Source organism: Achromobacter sp. (assembly GCF_049647645.1).
In the GTDB taxonomy this organism is placed as follows: Bacteria; Pseudomonadota; Gammaproteobacteria; order Burkholderiales; family Burkholderiaceae_B; genus Achromobacter.
Map to the genome: position 1 here is coordinate 22,552 of NZ_JBARYB010000116.1, position 18,551 is coordinate 41,102.

The 18,551-nt window shown below is 68.6% G+C and carries 17 protein-coding genes; 16 read left to right on the forward strand and 1 reads right to left on the reverse strand.

Translation table 11 applies throughout. From position 1 onward, the window contains the following. Position 1 precedes the first annotated feature (1 nt). The 14 genes from WBB14_RS13850 to WBB14_RS13915 all read left to right on the forward strand — a co-directional run bounded on the left by WBB14_RS13850 (position 2) and on the right by WBB14_RS13915 (position 15,476). Positions 2 to 1,714, forward strand: a complete 1,713-nt coding sequence (locus WBB14_RS13850) for a sensor domain-containing diguanylate cyclase (protein ID WP_424240337.1) — start codon at positions 2 to 4, stop codon at positions 1,712 to 1,714. A gap of 62 nt (positions 1,715 to 1,776) precedes the next feature. Beyond that, positions 1,777 to 2,574: a GntR family transcriptional regulator gene (locus tag WBB14_RS13855; RefSeq protein WP_424240338.1), complete on the forward strand. Its 798-nt coding sequence runs from the start codon at positions 1,777 to 1,779 to the stop codon at positions 2,572 to 2,574. Between the two features lie 17 nt (positions 2,575 to 2,591). After that, positions 2,592 to 3,797, forward strand: a complete 1,206-nt coding sequence (locus WBB14_RS13860) for an ABC transporter substrate-binding protein (RefSeq protein WP_424240339.1) — start codon at positions 2,592 to 2,594, stop codon at positions 3,795 to 3,797. A gap of 2 nt (positions 3,798 to 3,799) precedes the next feature. Beyond that, positions 3,800 to 4,672 (forward strand): branched-chain amino acid ABC transporter permease, encoded by an 873-nt coding sequence (locus WBB14_RS13865; RefSeq protein ID WP_013393327.1) that lies wholly within the window; start codon positions 3,800 to 3,802, stop codon positions 4,670 to 4,672. A 2-nt stretch (positions 4,673 to 4,674) separates the two neighbouring features. After that, on the forward strand, positions 4,675 to 5,646 hold the full coding sequence (locus WBB14_RS13870; protein ID WP_424240340.1) for a branched-chain amino acid ABC transporter permease: 972 nt from the start codon (positions 4,675 to 4,677) through the stop codon (positions 5,644 to 5,646). Continuing rightward, positions 5,639 to 6,394 carry an ABC transporter ATP-binding protein gene (locus WBB14_RS13875; protein ID WP_424240341.1) on the forward strand — a complete coding sequence of 252 codons (756 nt, stop codon included), beginning with the start codon at positions 5,639 to 5,641 and terminating at the stop codon, positions 6,392 to 6,394. The genes WBB14_RS13870 and WBB14_RS13875 overlap by 8 nt, the downstream gene beginning before the upstream one ends. Beyond that, positions 6,391 to 7,101 (forward strand): ABC transporter ATP-binding protein, encoded by a 711-nt coding sequence (locus WBB14_RS13880; RefSeq protein WP_424240342.1) that lies wholly within the window; start codon positions 6,391 to 6,393, stop codon positions 7,099 to 7,101. Before WBB14_RS13875 ends, WBB14_RS13880 begins: the two co-directional genes overlap by 4 nt. 2 nt (positions 7,102 to 7,103) lie before the next feature. After that, positions 7,104 to 8,372, forward strand: coding sequence for a 3-isopropylmalate dehydratase large subunit (locus tag WBB14_RS13885; protein ID WP_424240343.1), 1,269 nt, complete (start codon positions 7,104 to 7,106; stop codon positions 8,370 to 8,372). Beyond that, positions 8,369 to 8,869, forward strand: coding sequence for a 3-isopropylmalate dehydratase (locus WBB14_RS13890; protein ID WP_424240344.1), 501 nt, complete (start codon positions 8,369 to 8,371; stop codon positions 8,867 to 8,869). The genes WBB14_RS13885 and WBB14_RS13890 overlap by 4 nt, the downstream gene beginning before the upstream one ends. A 10-nt stretch (positions 8,870 to 8,879) precedes the next feature. After that, a complete protein-coding gene (locus tag WBB14_RS13895) occupies positions 8,880 to 10,550 on the forward strand; it encodes a hydantoinase B/oxoprolinase family protein (RefSeq protein WP_424240345.1) in 1,671 nt (556 codons plus the stop codon). After that, positions 10,547 to 12,595 (forward strand): hydantoinase/oxoprolinase family protein, encoded by a 2,049-nt coding sequence (locus WBB14_RS13900; RefSeq protein ID WP_424240346.1) that lies wholly within the window; start codon positions 10,547 to 10,549, stop codon positions 12,593 to 12,595. Before WBB14_RS13895 ends, WBB14_RS13900 begins: the two co-directional genes overlap by 4 nt. Positions 12,596 to 12,604: 9 nt before the next feature. Continuing rightward, positions 12,605 to 13,213: a cysteine hydrolase family protein gene (locus WBB14_RS13905; protein ID WP_424240347.1), complete on the forward strand. Its 609-nt coding sequence runs from the start codon at positions 12,605 to 12,607 to the stop codon at positions 13,211 to 13,213. Beyond that, on the forward strand, positions 13,210 to 14,607 hold the full coding sequence (locus WBB14_RS13910) for an FAD-dependent oxidoreductase (protein ID WP_424240348.1): 1,398 nt from the start codon (positions 13,210 to 13,212) through the stop codon (positions 14,605 to 14,607). The genes WBB14_RS13905 and WBB14_RS13910 overlap by 4 nt, the downstream gene beginning before the upstream one ends. 8 nt (positions 14,608 to 14,615) lie before the next feature. Then, on the forward strand, positions 14,616 to 15,476 hold the full coding sequence (locus tag WBB14_RS13915; protein ID WP_424240349.1) for an isocitrate lyase/PEP mutase family protein: 861 nt from the start codon (positions 14,616 to 14,618) through the stop codon (positions 15,474 to 15,476). 10 nt (positions 15,477 to 15,486) lie between these two features. Here the strand turns inward: WBB14_RS13915 and WBB14_RS13920 are convergent, their stop codons facing one another. Beyond that, the gene (locus WBB14_RS13920; RefSeq protein ID WP_424240350.1) at positions 15,487 to 16,107 is read right to left on the reverse strand and encodes a chorismate--pyruvate lyase family protein; all 621 of its coding nucleotides are present in this window, start codon (positions 16,105 to 16,107) and stop codon (positions 15,487 to 15,489) included. A 310-nt stretch (positions 16,108 to 16,417) separates the two neighbouring features. Between WBB14_RS13920 and WBB14_RS13925 the strand changes: the two genes are divergently transcribed. Together WBB14_RS13925 and WBB14_RS13930 are read left to right on the forward strand one after the other, a co-directional pair. Then, positions 16,418 to 17,308, forward strand: a complete 891-nt coding sequence (locus WBB14_RS13925) for a nitrilase family protein (protein ID WP_424240351.1) — start codon at positions 16,418 to 16,420, stop codon at positions 17,306 to 17,308. A 39-nt stretch (positions 17,309 to 17,347) separates the two neighbouring features. Continuing rightward, positions 17,348 to 18,514 carry a substrate-binding protein gene (locus tag WBB14_RS13930; protein ID WP_424240352.1) on the forward strand — a complete coding sequence of 389 codons (1,167 nt, stop codon included), beginning with the start codon at positions 17,348 to 17,350 and terminating at the stop codon, positions 18,512 to 18,514. Positions 18,515 to 18,551: the final 37 nt, after the last annotated feature.

Here is an 18,551-nt window from a genome sequence, read left to right on the forward strand (position 1 = left end):
AATGCCAGCTACAGGTGACGTTCCCCCTGCATGCGCGCCCGCCGGCGGCGCGGAAAGTGTGCAAACCGGGCTCGACGGTCCCCTGGACCGGCTCGCCCGTCTCGCGCAGCGGCATTTCGGCGTGGACATGGCGCTGGTGGCCTGCAGCGACGCCGACGGCGTCTGGCAGGCCCAGGCAGGCGCTCTGCCTGCGGCCGCTACCGAGCCCGGATCCATCCCTTTTTCCGTGGACAGCCCGCTGCGCGCCTGCGATGGCCGCCGCTTGGGCACGTTCCGCCTGCTGCACGGCCAGCCGCGGGACTTCAGCCACGAGGACCTGGATGCCCTTCACGATTTTGCCGAACTGGCCGTCGCGGCGGTCGAGAAGCGCCAGGCCCTGGCGGCGGAACGGGCGGCGGAAGACAGCTGGCGCACCGAGGCGCGCAATCTGTCCCTGGCCATCGCCGGCAGCGGCACGGGCATCTGGGACCGCAATGTCGTAACCGGTGAAATCACGTATTCGCCGGGCTGGAAGGCCCTGTTGGGTTACGCCGAATCCGAAGTCACCAACCGCATCGAAGACTCCTACAAGCGTTTGCATCCGGACGACGCCGACTACGTGCGCACCGCCATGCAGGCGCATTTCGAAGGCAAGACCGAAAGCTACGAGGTCGAGCATCGCATCCTCTGCAAGGACGGCAGCTACAAGTGGATCTGCAGCCGCGGCAAGGTCGTCAGCCGGGATGCGCAGGGGCGGGCCTTGCGCATGATGGGCACCACTACCGACATCAGCGCCATGCGCGCGATGTCGGAACGCTTGCGGCGCACGGCGGATCTGCTGGTCAACCTGACCGACGCCGTGCCGGGCATGGTGTTCCAGTGCGGCCAGCGGCCCGAGGGCGGGTCGCGCTTCCTGTACGTCAGCGCCGGTATCTGGGACATGTTCGAACTGACGCCCTACGATGTCCGCACCAGCCCGGCGGCGATCGAACAGCGCGTCCACCCCGAGGATCTGGCCATCTACCACGCCTCGCTGCAGGCCGCGGCCGCGGCGCAGACGCCCTGGCACCTGGAGTTCCGCGTCTGCCTGCCGCAGCAGGGCCTGCGCTGGCGCCAGGGCGAGGCCAGCCCGCGCAAGGGACCAGACGGATCCGTGGTGTGGCACGGCTTCGTGACCGACATCACGGACCGCAAGCGCGCCGACTTTGAACTGCGTGAACTCGCCGCTACCGACGCCCTCACTACGCTGCCGAACCGCCGCCACTTCATGTCCCGCATCGCGGCGGAACTGGCGCGGATCAAGCGGCAGGGCAGCGATTGCGCCGCCGTGCTGATGTGCGACCTGGACCATTTCAAGCGCATCAACGACACCTGGGGCCACGCCATCGGCGACGGCGTGCTGCAGCATTTCGCCAACACGCTGCGGGCCCAGCTGCGGGCGGTCGACCTGGTGGGACGCATCGGCGGCGAGGAGTTCGCCGTGGTGCTGCCCGACACCGACATCGAACGCGCGCACGCTTTCGCTGCGCGCGTGCAGCAGCGCATCGCGGCCGCGCCGTTTTCCCTGGGCGACGACCGGCACATTCCGCTGACGGTCAGCATCGGTATCTCGACCATGCACACCCTGGATGCGGACGCCGAGCTGGCGCTCAGCCGCAGCGACCGCGCGCTCTATTACGCCAAGCAGCGCGGGCGCAACCGCATCGAGTCCGCGCCCTCAGTGTTTTCCCGATAGAACAACCGCCAATGCCATTTGTTCCATTGACGGTACATTAGGACACTCCTAGAGTTCCCGTCATGGGAACCTCACTACCGCTACCGAAGTACCACCAGATCTATCTCGTCCTGCGCGAACAGGTGCAGGAGGGGCGTTTCGATCAGGACGGCGTGCCCGGGGAGCACGCGCTGGCCGACCAGTTCGACGTGGCCCGCATCACCATCCGCAAGGCCATGGAGATGCTGGTGGCCGACGGACTGGTGTCGCGCCGGCCCGGCCTGGGCACTTGGCCGCTGCGCGCGGCGGCGAACCCGGCCAGCGCGCCCAAAGCCAATCCGCCGCAGAAGGCGCATCTGACCGGCCTGCTGGAAAACATCGTCAACATGGGCCTGCGCACCTCGGTGCAGGTGCTGGACAGCACCCTGGTGTCGGCGCCGCCCGTGGTGGCCGAGGCGCTCGACCTCGCGCCCGGCGCGCCGGTGCACAAGAGCCTGCGGGTGCGCAGCACCGAGGCCGGGCCGCTGTCCCACATCACCACCTACGTGCCGCAGGCCGTGGCCGACTTCACCCGCGAAGACCTGGAGCGCGAGCCCTTGCTGATGCTGCTGGAGGCCGCCGGCGTGGAATTCGGCGGCGCCACCCAGACCATTTCGGCGCGGCTGGCCGACGCCCAGGTGGCCCGTCATCTGGACGTGGCCGTGGGCTCCGCGCTGCTGGCCGTGACGCGCATCGTGCGCGACGTGAACGACCGGCCCGTGCAGCTGCTGCAGGGCTTGTACCGGCCGGATCGCTATCAGTACCAATTGCAGCTGTCACGCGTCGGCAGCATCGACGCCAAGGTATGGGTCAGCGAAGAGCTGTCCGCCCAATTCCATTGAACCCTCGGAGATCGCCCATGAATTCGCGCCGCACTTTCCTCTATCAATCCGCCGCCGCAGCCGCCATGGTGTCGGCGCCGTGGGTGGTCCGCGCCCAGGGCGCCAAGCCGGTGAAGGTCGGGATCCTGCATCCGGTGACCGGGGCGCTGGCCTATTCGGGCCAGCAATGCCGCCTGGGCGCCTTGCTGGCGATCGAGGACATCAACAAGGCCGGCGGCATCAAGTCGCTGGGCGGCGCGCCGCTGGAGGCAGTGCTCGGCGACGCCCAGTCGCGGCCCGAGGCGGGTTCGGCCGAGGTCGAAAAGATGAACGAGGCGGGCGTGTCGGCCATCGTCGGCGCCTACGCCTCGGCGATCTGCCTGGCCACCACCCAGACCGCTGCCAAGTACAACCTGCCGCATGTGGTGGACGTGGGCGTGGCCGACCAGATCGTCGAGCGCGGCTTGAAGAACACGTTCCGCTTCGGCCCAGGCTACCGCGCCTGTAGCGAACGCGCCATCACCGACCTGGCGGCGCTCAACGACGCGGCGGGCAAGCCGGCCAAGACCGTGATGATCGTGCACGAGGACTCGCTGTTCGGCACCGGCACCGCGGCGCTGCTGTCCAAGGCGTTGCCGCAGCACGGCTTCGAGGTCAAGGACGTGGTCAAGCACCCGAATCCGACCCGCGACTTCAACAACATCGTGCTGCGCATGAAGTCCCTCAATCCGGACATCGTGATCCCGGCCAACTACTACAACGAATACGCCTTGCTGCTGCGCGCCATGAAGCAGCAGAAGGTGCAGCCCAAGGCGATCTACTCGGTGCTGGGCGGCGCGGCCTCCAGCTACAAGTTCCTGAAGGAATTCCCGGACATCGCCAACGGCATCCTCGACTGCAACCACTGGTTCAACCCCAAGGACGCGCGCGTCGCGCCGCTGAAGGCGCGCGTCGAGGAGAAGGGCGCGTATTTCAGCTACGAGGTCTTCATGACCTACACCTCGGTGCTGCTGCTGGCCGATGCGCTGGAACGCGCCAAGTCGGCCGACCGCGCCGCCATCATCGACGCGCTGGGTTCCAGCACGTTCTCCGACCACATCATGCCCTACGGCCCGACCAAGTTCGTCAACGGCCAGAACACGGGCGCGCAGCCCTTGCTGACGCAGGTGATCGGCGGCGACATCAAGGTCGTCATTCCGGCCGACTACCGCCAGGCTGACGCCATCTTCCCGCTGAAGGCCTGAGCGTGCTCGATCCCGCCATCCTCTTTTCCTCGGTGCTCAACGGTCTGACCACGGGCGCGGTGTACGCGCTGATCGCCCTGGGTCTGACCTTGATCTACGGCGTGCTGCACATCATCAACTTCGCCCATGGCGCGGCGTTGATGGTGGCGCTGTACGCCGTGTACCTGCTGAAGGACCGCCTCGGCATCGATCCCTACGCGGCTTTGCCGCTGGTGGTGGCCGGCATGTTCGCGCTGGGCTATGCCTTGCAGCGCTATGTGATCAACCGTGCCAGCCATGGCAAGGACGAGAACATCCTGTTGGTGACGCTGGGGCTGGCCATCGTGCTGGAAAACCTGGCGTTGGTGTGGTTCAAGTCGGACACGCGCACCATCGACACGGCCTACACGCTGTCCACGGTGGAGATCGGGCCAGCCATGATCGCCTTGCCCAAGGTCATCGCCTTCTGCGGCGCCTTGGCGGTGGCGGCCGTGCTGTTCTGGATCATCCGCAGCACCGACCTGGGCCGGGCGATCCGCGCGGTGGCCAAGGAAAAGCAGGGCGCCAAGCTGATGGGCATCGACGTGGAGAAAGTCTACGCGCTGTCTTTCGGCATCGGCATGGCCTGCCTGGGCGCGGCGGCCTGCTTCCTGCTGCCGGCCTATTACGTGAATCCGCAGGTCGGCGGCGGTTTCGTGCTGGTGGCCTTCACCATCGTGGTGCTGGGCGGCATGGGCAGCTTTGTCGGCGCGCTGGTCGGCGGCCTGCTGATCGGGGTGGTGGAGTCCATCGGGGGCCTGTTCCTGGGCGACTCGCTGGGCCAGATGGGCATATTCGCGATCTTCATCGCGGTGCTGCTGTTTCGCCCGCAGGGGCTGTTCGGGGCGAGGGGCTGACCATGGGCAAGGATCTTTTGACTATCGCGCTGTTCGGCGCGGCGCTGGCCGCCGCCGCCGCACTGATGAACTCGGGCGTGGCGCTGACCTTCGTGATGATGTCGCTGTACGCGGCCTTGCTGTCGCAGGCCTGGAACATCCTGGGCGGCTATGGCGGCCAGCTGTCGTTCGGCCACGCGCTGTTCTTCGGCGTGGGCGCCTACGCCCAGGCGCTGGGCCAGTTGAACCTGGGCATCAATCCCTGGCTGGTCTTGCCCATGGCCATCGCGCTGGGCGCGCTGGTCGGCCTGGCGGTGGGCGGGCTGACGTTCCGCTACGGCCTGAAGGGCTCCTACTTCGCCCTGGTGACGTTGGCGTTCGCCGAAGTGTTCCGCATCCTGGCGCTGTCGGTGTCGTTCACCGGGGGCGGGGTGGGGCTGATGGTGCCGCTGCAAGAGGGCGTGGCCAACATGCAGTTCGGTTCGCGCCGCGGCTATATCTATCTGCTGCTGGGCTTCGTGCTGCTGGCGTTGGTGGTGACCGCGTGGCTGCGCCATTCGCGCTTCGGGGCCTATCTGCAGGCGGTGCGCGACAACGAAGATGCGGCGCGCGCCATCGGCGTGAATCCGCTGCGGGTCAAGCTGGGCGGCATCGCCTTGTCGGCGGCTTTCATGAGCGCGGCGGGCGCTTTTTACGTGCAGGTGTTCCAGTACATCGATCCAGGCATCGCGTTTGGCTCGGCGGTGTCGGTGGAGGCGCTAGTGGGCGCCATCGTGGGTGGCCTGGGTACCTTGTGGGGGCCGCTGCTGGGCGCGGTGACCCTGCATGCCTTGAGCGACCTGACGCGCAACCTGTTCGGCGAATTGCCGGGCATCAGCATGGTCATATACGGCGTGGTGCTCATCGTGATCGTGATGTTCCTGCCGCGCGGCATCACCGGCGGCGGCCAGGCGCTGGGCCGGCTGTTCAGTGCCAAGGAGCGCGCCCGTGCCTGAGATCCTGCTGCAAGCGCGCAATCTGTCCATCACCTTCGGCGGCCTGAAAGCGGTCCAGGACGTCAGCCTGGACGTGCGCCAGGGCTCGCTGACCGCGCTGGTCGGTCCCAACGGCGCGGGCAAGACCACGCTGTTCGGCCTGCTGTCCGGCTTTCTCAAGCCGGGTGCCGGTTCGGTGCATTTCGCGGGCATGGACATCACCGGCCGCCCGCCCCACGAATCGGCGCGGCTGGGGCTGACCCGCACCTTCCAGATCGTGCAGCCCTTCGGCGCGCAGACGGTGCGCCAGAACATCGCCGTGGGCGCGCACCTGCGCCTGGGCAATCGCCGCGAGGCGCTGGCCGCGGCCGAAGAGGTCGCGGCGCGGGTCAACTTGCATGCCTTGCTGGACCGGCCGGCGGCCGACCTGACGGTGGCGGGGCGCAAGCGCCTGGAGCTGGCGCGCGCGCTCGCCACGCGGCCGCGCCTGCTGCTGCTGGACGAAGTCCTGGCGGGGCTCAACCCCAGCGAGATCGACGAGATGATACCGGTGGTGAAAAAGCTGGCCGACGACGGCGTGACGGTGCTGATGATTGAACACGTGATGCGCGCGGTGATGAGCCTGGCCGAACATGTATGGGTGCTGGCGCAAGGCCGGCTGATCGCCTCCGGCACGCCGGGCGAAGTGACCCGCGATGCGGCGGTGGTCGAGGCCTATCTGGGTCAGGGCGCGGCGGCCAGGCTGGCCGCGCAGGGAGCGCCGGCATGAGCGCGTTGCTGGAAGTCCAGGGGTTGCGGGCGGGCTATGGCCGCATGGAAGTGCTGCGCGGCGTCGACCTGCGGGTGGACCAGGGCGAGATCGTGGTGCTGCTGGGCAGCAACGGCGCCGGCAAGTCCACGCTGAACAACACGGTGTGCGGCCTGTGCCGGCCCTGGGGCGGCACGGTGCGCTTCGAAGGGCAGGATCTGACCGGCCGCCACTATCGCGAGGTAGTCAAGGCCGGCCTGATCCAGGTGCCCGAAGGCCGGCGCGTGTTTCCCAACCTGAGCGTGCGCGAGAACCTGGAACTGGGCTCCTTCACCCGGGCGCGCGAGCGCCGCGCGGCCAATCTGGAGAAGGTGCTGCACATCTTCCCGCGCCTGCGCGAACGCCTGGCGCAGCTGGCCGGCACCATGTCGGGCGGCGAACAGCAGATGCTGGCGATCGGCCGCGGCCTGATGGCCGAGCCGCGCCTCCTGATCCTGGACGAGCCCTCGCTGGGCCTGTCGCCGCTGATGGTCGAAGAGCTGTTCGGCCTGATCGGACGCCTGCATGGCGAGGGATTGGCGATCCTGCTGGTGGAGCAGAACGTGGGCCAGTCCCTGGAAATGGGGCAGCGCGCCTACGTGCTGGAAAACGGGGCGGTGCGCTATAGCGGCGCCTGCCCGGAACTGCTGGCCAGCGACGACGTGCGCCGGGCCTATCTCGGGATGTAGCCATGGCCGAGCCTCAAACGCTGGCCCAGAAGCTGATCGCGGCGGCCTCTGGCCGCGCTTCTGTCGCCGAGGGCGAAATCGTCACCTGTGCGGTCGATCTGGCCATGTTCCACGATTCCAGCGGTCCGCGCCGCCTGCAGCCCATGCTGCAGGAGCTGGGCGCCACGCTGTGGGATCCGTCGAAGATCGTGCTGGTCATCGACCACTACGTGCCGGAATCCGACGACGAGTCGCGCCGCATCGTGCGCATCGCGCGCGATTGGGCGGCCGAACAGCAATTGCCCAATGTCTACGACTCGCTAGGCATCTGCCATGTGGTGGTGCCGCAGCACGGCCATATCCGGCCCGGCATGTTCTGCGTCGGCGGGGACTCGCATTCGCCCACCGGCGGCGCGTTCGGCGCCTATATGTTCGGCATCGGCAGCACCGAGATGCTGGGCGTGGCGGTCACCGGCCAGATCTGGGTGAAGGTGCCCCAGACCCTGATGATGCGCTGGCACGGCCAGTTGTCCCAGGGCGTGACCGCCAAGGACATGATGCTGCGCATGATAGGCCGCTACGGCATGAACGGCGGGCGCTACCAGGCCGTGGAATTCTGCGGCGAGGCGGTGCGCGCCTTGTCGATGCAGGAACGCATGACCCTGTCCAACATGAGCGCCGAACTGGGATCGCAGGTAGGCCTGATCGCTCCGGACGAAACCACCGCGGCCTATCTGCGCGAGGCGGGCGTCACGGACGAAATCGATCTGGCGCGCTGGCGCAGCGACGAGGGCGCGCAGGCCGAGTGGCACGATTTCGATGCCGCGGCGCTGGCGCCGCAAGTCGCCGCGCCGCACAGTCCGGCGAATGCGCGCGACGTAGGCCAGTATGGCGACGTGCCGGTGCAGGTGGCTTACATCGGCGCCTGCACCGGCGCCAAGCTGGAGGACCTGCGCGCCGCGGCCGGCGTGCTGCGCGGCCGCAGGCTGGCTGCCGGCATGCGCCTGATGGTGGCGCCGGCCAGCCAGCAGGACCAGCGCCAGGCCGAGCAGGAGGGGGTGATGCAGGTGCTGCGCGAGGCAGGGGCGGAGGTACTCGCGACCTCCTGCGGCGCTTGCGCGGGCTATGGCGGTTCGATCCCGGACGGCGCCAGCGTCATCGCCACCACGGCGCGCAACTTCAAGGGGCGCATGGGCTCCGAAACCGCCCAGGTCTATCTGGCTTCGCCCTACACGGTGGCGGCCTCCGCCGTCGCCGGGCGCATCGCCGACCCCCGGGAGTTCATGGCATGACCAAGCAGTCTACGACGCACCGCGTCTGGCGCGTGGGCGCGGATATCGACACCGACGCGCTGGCGCCCGGCGCCTACATGAAATTCGGCATTGACGAGATCGCGCGCCATTGCCTGCAGCGGGTGCGGCCCGAGTTCGCCGGCAACGCGCAACCGGGCGACGTGCTGGTGGCGGGGCCGAACTTCGGCATCGGCTCCTCGCGCGAGCAGGCCGCCGCGGCGCTGGTGCGCCTGGGCATCGCCGCGGTGGTGGCGCCATCCTTCAACGGCCTCTATTTCCGCAATGCGTTCAACGTGGGCCTGCTGCTGCTGACCTGCGAGCAGGCCGAAACCCTGCAAGAGGGCGAACGCATCGCCCTGGATCCCGTCGCCGGCCACATCCGCCGCGCCGCGGGCGAACCTTCGGAACTGCATTGCGACACCGTGCCCGCCTTCCTGCTGGAAATGGTGCAGGCGGGCGGACTGCTGAATCTGCTGAAACAGCGCAAGACTCATTAGGAATCACATCATGCTTGATCCCGTCACACTCGCGGTCCTGAAGGGCCGCCTGGAACAGATCGCCGACGAGATGGACGCCACGCTCTACCGCAGCGCGTTCAATCCCATCATCGCCGAGGCCCACGACGCCTGCCACGGCATGTACGACGCGGCCACCGGCGCCACCCTGGTGCAGGGCAAGTCCGGCCTGCCGGTGTTCGTCGGCGCGATGGCCTTTGCCGTCAAGGCCGCGGTCAAGGCGGCAGCGGGGCGCGGCGGCATGGTCGACGGCGACGTCTGGCTGTTCAACGATCCGTACGAAGGCGGCACCCACGCCAACGACTTCAAGCTGGTGCGGCCGGTGTTCCGCGGCGGCAAGCTGTTCTGCTTCCTGGCGTCGGCCGCCCACTGGCACGACGTCGGCGGCGCGGTGCCGGGCAACTACAACCCCGCCGCCACCGAATGCTGGCAGGAGGCGGTGCAGATTCCGCCGGTGCGCATCGTGCGCGCGGGCGTGCTGGACCTGGACGTGCTCGCCATCCTGCAGGCCAATACCCGCTTGCCCGACAGCCTGTGGGGCGACCTGAACGGGCAACTGGCGGCGCTGGAACTGGGCGCGGGCCGGCTGGACAGCCTGCTCGATGAATACGGCGACGCCACCGTGCTGGAATCCCTGGGCACGCTGCGCGAACGCGCCCGCCGCCTGATGCGCGACCATATCTCGCGCCTGCCGGACGGCGAGTATGCCTTCGAGGACATGCTGGACAACGATGGCGTGCGCGATCAGCCGCTGCGCATCGCGCTCAAGCTCAAAATTCAAGGCGACAGCCTGACGCTGGATTTCACCGGCACCTCGCCGGCCTGCGCCGGCCCGGTGAACATTTCCCGCGCCACGGCGATCGCGGCCTGCTACGTGGCCTTGAAGCATCTGTTCCCGGACGTGCCGGCCAACGCCGGCGTGCTGGACGCGGTGGACGTGGTGCTGCCGGATGGCCTGGTGATCTCGGCGGACCGGCCGCGCCCGGTCGGCGGCTATACCGAGACCATCTTGCGCATGATCGACGTGATCTTCTGCGCCATGGCCCAGGCCGAACCCGCGCGCGCGCTGGCGCAGGCCTACGGCACCATCAACGCCTTGTCGATCGCCGGCTACCGCAGCGACGAGGCCCGGCGCGGTCAGCGCTGGGTGATGTTCAGCTTCTTCGGCGGCGGCCATGGCGGCCATTCGGATGGCGACGGGCTCAGCCACGGCAACGCGCCGATCTCCACCGCGACGATCCCGCCGCTGGAAATCCTGGAAGCGGCCTATCCGGTGCGCTTTACGCAATGGGCGCTGCGGCCGGATTCGGCGGGCGACGGCGCGCATCGCGGCGGCTTGGGCGCCATCTATGAAATCGAGTTGCTGGAAGACAGCGCCGAGGCCTTCATCTTCGGTGAACGCGGCAGGAGTGCGCCCAAGGGCATCGCCGGCGGCAAGGAGGCCGCGTTGAACGTGTTCCGCTACCAGCAGGACGGCGGCTGGCAGACTCCGCCCATGAGCTCGAAGATGCTGGGCATCCAGCTCAAACGCGGCGACCGGGTGCGCCTGGAAACGCCCGGCGGGGGCGGCTATGGCGAGCCTGCCGCGCGCACGCAGTCGGCGCGCGAGCACGACCGCAAGATGGGTTACGTAAGTGGAAATCTGAAGGAGCAGTCGGCATGAGCGCGGCACAAGGTTTGGTCGTAGGCGTGGACGTGGGCGGCACGTTCACCGATATATTCGTGCTGGACGAGGCGGGCGGCAGCGCTCGCGTGGTGAAGGTGCCGTCCACCCGCGGCGAGGAAGCGCGCGGCTTCATGAACGGCATCGCCCGCGTGGCTGATGGCGCCGACGCCATCGCCACCATCGTGCACGGCACCACGGTCGGCACCAATGCGCTGCTGGAACGCAAGGTGGCGCGCACCGGCATCATCACCACGGCGGGTTTCCGCGATGTCCTGGAAATGCGCCGGCGCGACCGGCCCCAGACCTGGGGCCTGCGCGGCAATTACGAACCCATCGTTCCGCGCGACCTGCGCCTGGAGGTCGAGGAGCGGGTGCTGGCGGATGGCACCGTGCATACGCCCGTGGACCTGACCCAGGTCGAGGCGGCGGCCCGGCAGTTGCTGGAGCAGGGCTGCGAGGCGGTCTGCCTGTTCTTCGTCAATGCCTACGCCAATCCGGCGAACGAGGCCCAGGCCGCGGCCTGCGTGCGCGCGCTGTGGCCCAACGGCAATGTGACTGCCGCCACCGAGGTGCTGCCCGAGATCCGTGAGTTCGAGCGCTGCTCCACGGCCGTGCTCAATGCCGCGCTGCAGCCTGTGGTCGGTAGCTACCTGACCCGGCTGGAATCGGACCTGAAGGACAACGGCTTCGGCGGCGAACTGCTGGTGGTGCAGAGCAACGGCGGCGTGATGTCGCGCCAGACGGCCTGCGATGTGCCGGTGCGCACCGCGCTGTCCGGCCCGGCCGCGGGTGTCATCGCCTGCGCCGCCATCGCGCGCGCCGCCGGCTTTCCCAATGTGGTCAGCGGCGACATGGGCGGCACGTCCTTCGACGTGTCGCTGGTGGCGGACGGCGAAGCTTCGTTGTCGGCGCAGACCGCCATCGACTTTGGCATGGTGGTGCGCGCGCCCATGATCCAGATCGAAACCATAGGCGCGGGCGGCGGTTCGATCGCCAGCGTGGACGCGGGCGGCCTGTTGCAGGTGGGCCCCGAGTCCGCCGGCAGCGTGCCCGGACCGGCCTGCTACGGCCGGGGCAATACCCGGCCCACCGTGACCGACGCCAACGTGCTGCTGGGCCGCATCGCGGCCGAGCGGCCGCTGGGCGGCGGGCTGCTCGCCACCATGGACGTGGCGCTGGCGCGGGCCGCCATCGAAGAACACGTGGCCAGGCCGCTGGGGCTGGACGTGCATGCCGCGGCCGAGGCGATCCTGACCGTGGCCAATGCCAAGATGGCGGGCGCGATTCGCGTTGTGTCGATCGAGCGCGGCCACGATCCGCGCAAGTTCGCCTACATGCCGTTCGGCGGCGGCGGCGCGCTGCACGTCTGCGCCATGATGAATGAGGTGGACGCGGTCCGCGGCATCGTGCCGCGTTACCCCGGCGTGACTTCGGCCCTGGGTTGCGTCATGGCCGACATGCGGCATGATGGCGTGCAGACCCTGAACGTGGCGCTGGCGGCCTTGGACGCCGACGACCTGCTGGCACGCATCGACGGCCTGGCGCTGGCCTGCCAGGAAAGGCTGGATTCCGCCGGCGTGGGCTTCGAGGGCATCCGCGAGAGCATCGAACTGGACATGCTGTACGTGGGCCAGAGCCACACCGTGCGGGTCGAAATCGGTCGAGGTGAACTGAACCGCGCAGGCATAGGCGCTGCGTTCGAGCGCGCCTACCGCGCCGCCTTCGGCCGCAGCCTGGAAGGCATTGCGGTGCGCATCCTGAACCTGCGCTATGCACGCATCGGCCAGCGGCCCAAGTTCGATCTGGCGTTGCTGGCGCCCACCAGCACCGTGATGCCGGATGCGCTGGGCACGCAGGCCGTCTTCCATGGCGGGCAATGGCATGACGCCGTGCGCTATGCGCGGCTGGACCTGCCGGTGGGCGCCGAAGTGGCGGGGCCCGCCATTCTGGAACAGCCGGACACCACGATCTGGATCGAGCCCGGCTTTGCCGGCCAGGTCGATTCCCTGGGCAATCTGCTGATCGCCCGCCAGGCCGCATAGGAGCGCATCATGTCCGCTTTTGATCCTCGCAGCACCGCGCTGGTCATCATCGACCTGCAGAACGATTTCCTCGCGCCAGGCGGCGCCTACGACCGCGGCGGCGCGGTCAGCCCGCAGGCGCGCGCCTTGCCCGCCCGCGTGGCGCCGGTGGCTCGCGCGCTCAAGAAGCAGGGCGGCTTCGTGGCGGCCAGCCAGTTCACCCTGTGGCCGGACGCGCACGGCGAACCCATGATCTCGCCTCACCTGAGGCAGCTGCGTCCGTTCCTGCGCAAGGGCGATTTCGTCGCCGGCTCGCAGGGACAGGCCAACGTGGCCGAACTGGACGGCCTGGTGGACGTGTCGGTCTGGAAGGTGGCGTACTCGGCCTTCTTCAACACCCAGCTGGATTGGGTGCTGCGGCGCGCGGGCATTTCCAGCGTGGTGATCGCCGGTATCGTCACCAACGGCGGCGTCGCCAGCACGGCGCGCGATGCCCACATGCGCGACTACCACGTGGCGGTGCTGGCCGACGGCTGCGCCGCGCCCACGCCGGCCATGCACGATGCCGCGCTGGCGGACCTGCGCACCGTGGCGGATGTGCTGTCCTGCCGCGACTTCCTGGACAGGCTGGCCTCGTGAGCGCGCCCCAGGTCCTGCGCGGCGCCGCGCCAGGCGCGGATGCGATGCATGTGCCGGTGGCCATCATCGGCGCGGGCGCCTGCGGCCTGACCGCTGCGCTGCGTCTGGCCGACGCCGGCATCGAGACCGTGCTGATCGAGCGAGATGCCGCGCCCAGCGGCTCCAGCGCGCTGTCTTCCGGCTTCATTCCGGCGGCCGGATCGGCCGCGCAACGGGCCGCCGGCATCGAGGACGACGCGCAACGCTTTGCGGCGGACATTCAGTCCAAGACTGGCGGCACGGCCGCGCCGCATCTGGTTGCCGCCTACGCGGGCGCGTCCGCGGCCGCCGTCGACAACCTGGCGCGCCACGGTCTCGGGTTCGAGGTGCTGGATGGCTTTCTGTACCCGGGCCATACCGCCCGCCGCATGCACACCTTGCCCGAGCGCACCGGCGCAGCCCTGGTCGCCGCGCTGGAGCGCGCCGCCACCGAGGCCGGCGCCTATCTGCTGACCCGCGCCCTGGCACGGCAGATCTGGACGGACGATGACGGCCGCGTCACGGCGGTAGGCTGCGAACGGCCGGACGGATCCATCGACGTGATCGGCTGCGACGTGTTGATCCTGGCCTGCAACGGGTTTGGCGGCAATGCGGCGATGGTGCGCGAATACCTGCCGGCCATGCGCGAGGCCGTCTATGGCGGCCATGTCGGCAACGACGGCAGCGCCATCGCGTGGGGCGCGCAATTGGGCGCGCGGCTGGCGGACCTGGGCGGCTATCAGGGCCACGGCTCCTGGGCCACGCCGCAAGGCGCGTTGATTTCCTGGGCCGTGATGATGGATGGCGGTGTGCAGGTCAATGCTGCGGGACGCCGGTTCCACGACGAAACCCACGGCTACTCCGAAGCTGCGGTCCATGTGCTGGCGCAGCCCGGCGGCGTGGCCTGGAACGTATTCGACGACCGCACGCTGGCGCTGGCGCGCGGCTTTCCGGACTTCGTCCAGGCCGAAGCAGGACAGGCGCTCAAGACCTGCGCGGACCTCGCGGCGCTGGCGGCCCTGATCGGCTGCGACGAAGACACGCTGCGCGGAACGCTCGCGAGCGTGGCGCCCGGCGCCGTCGATGCGCATGGCCGGCGTTTCGAGCGCGCGCTGCACGCGCCGTACCACGCCGTCAAGGTGACCGGCGCGCTGTTCCATACGCAAGGCGGCCTGGACATCGACGCGCATTGCCGCGTGCTGGACCAGGCGGGCAGTGCCTTGCCCAACCTGCTGGCCGCGGGCGGCGCGGCCCGTGGCGTATCGGGCAACGACGTGTCCGGCTATCTCTCCGGCAACGGTCTGCTCAGCGCGGTGGCCGGGGGCCATATCGCCGCGGCGACCGCCGCCGGACTGCTCGGGCGCGAACTCGCATAGGAATCGATATGAAGCAAAACCTGAAAACACAGCTGGCCGCCGGCGCCGTGCTGGCTCCTGGTGTCTACGACGCCTTGTCCGCCCTGATCGCCGAGCAGGCGGGTTTCGGCGCGCTGTACCTGTCCGGGGCCTCGATCGCATACACGCGGCTGGGCCGCTCGGACATTGGCCTCACCACGTACAGCGAAGTCGAGGACACGCTGGCCCGCATCACCGAACGGGTGGCCACGCCCGTTATCGTGGACGCCGACACAGGCTTCGGCAACGCCTTGAACACGCAGCGCACCGTGCGCGGCCTGGAGCGCGCCGGCGCCGCCATGATCCAGCTGGAGGACCAGACCTTTCCCAAGCGCTGCGGCCACCTGGACGGCAAGACCGTGATCCCCGCTGCCGAGATGCGCGGCAAGCTGCGCGCCGCGGTGGATGCCAGGACCGAGGCGTCGACGCTGATCCTGGCGCGTACCGACGCCCTGGCAGTGGAAGGGTTGGAGGCCGCGCTGGACCGGGCGGAAACGTATCTGGAGGCCGGCGCCGACGCGCTCTTCATCGAGGCGCTGCGCACACCTGAACAGATGCAGGCGGCCTGCCGCCGCTTCGCGCACCGCGTGCCGTTGCTCGCCAACATGGTGGAGGGAGGCAAGACCCCGGTGCAAAGCGCCGATGCCCTGACCGCGCTGGGATTCCGCATCGTGATCTTCCCGGGCGGCACGGCGCGCGCCGTGGCGCACACGCTGCAAGGCTATTACGCCAGTCTGCGCGCGCACGGCACCACTGCGCCATGGCGCGAGGGCATGCTGGATTTCGACGGCTTGAACGCCGTGATCGGCACGCCCGAGCTGCTGGAGCGCGGGCGCCGCTACGAAGGCTGAGGCCGGCTCCTCAGCGCGGCGTGCGTTGGTGCGGCACCAGCGGCGGCACCGGCTGATCGGACACCAGCTCCCAGAACGCGGGCAGGAAACACTCGGCCACCAGCAGCGGCTGGCCCTGGCGCCAGAACACGGAGCGGCGCGCCCAGATGCGGCCCGCATCGCGGTCGTGCGGTCCGGCGGGCAACACGCCCAGCGCGGTCGCATGGAACGGCACCGGCGAGGCCAGGCGGCGGCAGGCGAACGGCGAGCGCACGACCGTGCTGTCGTGATAGAGCATGTCCGCCAGCGGGCGGGTCAGGAGGCGGCGCATGCCTTGCCAGGCGCCGTGGGACGCGCGCAGCGGCGTCAGGCTGCGGGCGGGCACGCTGTCCACGCCATTCACCGACATCAGCACCTCGCGGATCCATACCGGCGTGCCGGGCGCGATGCCCATCGCCCGGGCTTCGTCCAGCGGCGCGCCATCCGCGTATTCGGCCAGCACGCGCAGGCGCACCTGGCCGACCTGGCGCAAGCCGGCGGTCAGCGCGCCCGGGCGGAACAGCCAATGGCGCGGGGCAGGGGGCAGGATGGGGGGCGCGCTGGCCAGCCAGCCTGCGGCAAGAGGAGGGTGATGCGTTGCGGGTTTGGTCATGGTCGCGTATTATGCCAAGCCGCGCGGGACAGTCCGCTGCGTCGCATTGACGCAGCGCCCCGATGACCCGCCTAGGGAGCCCGCTCAGGGCGGGCCGGTCCCTGATTTTATATCCGGGAAAACCCTGATTGTTTTGGGAGGCGACGCCTCCCTATTATTTGCGAAAGGTCAACATTGACCTGAGCAGCTTGCAGTACCCCGCAGCAATAATTGCTGTCTGAATTGATCGTCTGGCTATGGAAGCCCCCGACTTGCACGCAATGCGTGGTCGGGGGCTTTTTTGTTTTCAATTTCTGAGTATGGAGCTCGCATGCAAGCGTCGGATCGGTATCGTTTATCCGCCTCCGCGACCTGGGTGGCCAGCGTGCAGATGGAGCCCGCGATCGGCGCGGTGGCTGCCAACCTTGCGCGTTCCATCGAACTGGTGGAGATGGCCGCGGCCCAGGGCGCGCAGCTGGTGGTGCTGCCTGAACTGGCCAACACGGGCTATATGTTCGAAAGCCGCGAGGAAGCGTACGCCCTGGCCGAACCGGTGCCGGAAGGCCGCAGCTCGCAGGCATGGATCGCGTTGGCGCAGCGCCTGGGCATCTATCTGGTGGCGGGCATCTCCGAGCGGGCGGGCGGGCGGCTCTACAACTCCGCCCTGGTCACGGGGCCGGACGGCTATCTGGGCACCTACCGCAAGCTGCATCTGTGGGGCGACGAGAACCTGTACTTCGAGGCCGGCGACCTGGGATTGCAGGTGTTCGACACCGAGCTGGGCCGCATCGGCGTGGCGATCTGCTACGACGGCTGGTTTCCCGAGGTCTACCGGCGGCTGGCGCTGCGCGGGGCGGATATCGTGGCGGTGCCGACCAATTGGGTGCCGATGCCGGGCCAGACGCGCGACGGAGCGGTCATAGCCCATGCGCTGACCATGGGCGGCGCCCACAGCAACGGCCTGACAGTGGTGTGCGCCGACCGCATCGGCACCGAGCGCGGGCAGACCTTCGTGGGCCGCAGCGTGATCGTGAATTCGCAAGGCTGGACTGCCGCCGGGCCGGCCAGCGTCGACCAGGAGGAAGTGTTGCTGGCGCCCATAGACGTGAAGGCTACGCGCCGCGCGCGCCAATTGAATGATTTCAACCACTTGCTGCGCGACAGGCGCCCCGATATCTATGACGAGCAGTCGGGCGCCACGGCAGGTTTGCGGCAACGCTGAATGACGATCCACCGCCGTTTCCGTCTTGAGGAAAAACCCATGAAGAGCCTACTTGATAGCGGCCGGATCCGTCTGTCGTTTGTCGCGTTGCTGGTCGTAGTCGCTGGCGCGCATGCTGCCGAACCGCTGCGCATAGGCGTGCCTGTCGGCTTGTCCGGCGCCAACAGCGTGGTCGCGCCCGGCGTGATTCAGGCCTCGCAGCTGGCCGTCGAAGAGATCAACGCGGCTGGCGGCATCCTGGGCCGCCGGATCGTGCTGGAGATTGCCGATGACGCCTCGGGAGCGGTGGGGGCCCAGAAAGCCTATGACACGCTGGTGTTCCAGAAAAAGGTCGCCGCCATCATCGCCATGGAAACCAGCGCGGCGCGCAATGCCGCGCTGCCCATCGTGTCGCGCGGCAAGGTGCCCTACATCTACACCTCCTTCTACGAAGGTCGGGCGTGCAACCGCTGGCTCCATGCGAACGGCTGGGTGCCGGAGCAGCAGATCGCACCCGTGGTGGATCACTTCAGGCAGGACCGCAAGGCCAAGACCTTCTTCCTGGTGGGCAGCGACTACGCGTTCGGCCGCGGCATGCTGAAGTTCACCCGGCAGTACATCGAGAACCAGGGCGGGCGCGTGCTGGGCGAGGAATACCTGCCCATCGACGGCTCCGACTGGACGCCGGTGGTCTCCAAGATACGCAGGGTCAACCCGGATGCGCTGATCAGCTCGACGGCGGGCGGCGGACCCAACGTGAGTCTGGCCAAGCAGATCAAGGCGGCAGGCCTGTCCATGCCCTACGGCAATCTGGCGATAGACGAGGGCACGGCCAGGATTATGGGCGACGCGGCGGTGGGCATGTACATGTCGGCTTCGTACCTGACCAGCATCGACACGCCGCAGAACCGCAAATTCCTGGAGGCGCTGAAGGCGAAGTTTGGCAACGACGCCAAGACCGCCAATGAATTCTCCGTGCCGCAGTATGAAGCCTTCTACCTGTACAAGGCGGCGGTCGAAATGGCCGGCGGCGCCGATGCGCCCAAGGTGGTGCAGGCTCTGAGCGAGGTCACGTTCGACGGCCCGCGCGGCCCCGTGACCATGGACCGCCAGCGCCACGCGGCGCTGACCATGCGCCTGGGCCAGGTGCAGCAGGACGGTTCCATCAAGATACTGCGGACCTTCGACAAGGTCGATCCGGGCGCGCAATGCCCGGCGCTGAAGTGACCGACATGCCATGACACGCGCCGCCGGTCATGCCGGC

What these genes read in the sequence shown, in the direction of transcription:
- WBB14_RS13850 (WP_424240337.1), top strand. Translation starts at nt 2, where the DNA reads ATGCCAGCTACAGGTGACGTTCCCCCTGCATGCGCGCCCGCCGGCGGC.
- WBB14_RS13855 (WP_424240338.1), top strand. Translation starts at nt 1,777, where the DNA reads ATGGGAACCTCACTACCGCTACCGAAGTACCACCAGATCTATCTCGTC.
- WBB14_RS13860 (WP_424240339.1), top strand. Translation starts at nt 2,592, where the DNA reads ATGAATTCGCGCCGCACTTTCCTCTATCAATCCGCCGCCGCAGCCGCC.
- WBB14_RS13870 (WP_424240340.1), top strand. Translation starts at nt 4,675, where the DNA reads ATGGGCAAGGATCTTTTGACTATCGCGCTGTTCGGCGCGGCGCTGGCC.
- WBB14_RS13880 (WP_424240342.1), top strand. Translation starts at nt 6,391, where the DNA reads ATGAGCGCGTTGCTGGAAGTCCAGGGGTTGCGGGCGGGCTATGGCCGC.
- WBB14_RS13885 (WP_424240343.1), top strand. Translation starts at nt 7,104, where the DNA reads ATGGCCGAGCCTCAAACGCTGGCCCAGAAGCTGATCGCGGCGGCCTCT.
- WBB14_RS13890 (WP_424240344.1), top strand. Translation starts at nt 8,369, where the DNA reads ATGACCAAGCAGTCTACGACGCACCGCGTCTGGCGCGTGGGCGCGGAT.
- WBB14_RS13895 (WP_424240345.1), top strand. Translation starts at nt 8,880, where the DNA reads ATGCTTGATCCCGTCACACTCGCGGTCCTGAAGGGCCGCCTGGAACAG.
- WBB14_RS13900 (WP_424240346.1), top strand. Translation starts at nt 10,547, where the DNA reads ATGAGCGCGGCACAAGGTTTGGTCGTAGGCGTGGACGTGGGCGGCACG.
- WBB14_RS13905 (WP_424240347.1), top strand. Translation starts at nt 12,605, where the DNA reads ATGTCCGCTTTTGATCCTCGCAGCACCGCGCTGGTCATCATCGACCTG.
- WBB14_RS13915 (WP_424240349.1), top strand. Translation starts at nt 14,616, where the DNA reads ATGAAGCAAAACCTGAAAACACAGCTGGCCGCCGGCGCCGTGCTGGCT.
- WBB14_RS13920 (WP_424240350.1), bottom strand. Translation starts at nt 16,107, where the DNA reads ATGACCAAACCCGCAACGCATCACCCTCCTCTTGCCGCAGGCTGGCTG.
- WBB14_RS13925 (WP_424240351.1), top strand. Translation starts at nt 16,418, where the DNA reads ATGCAAGCGTCGGATCGGTATCGTTTATCCGCCTCCGCGACCTGGGTG.
- WBB14_RS13930 (WP_424240352.1), top strand. Translation starts at nt 17,348, where the DNA reads ATGAAGAGCCTACTTGATAGCGGCCGGATCCGTCTGTCGTTTGTCGCG.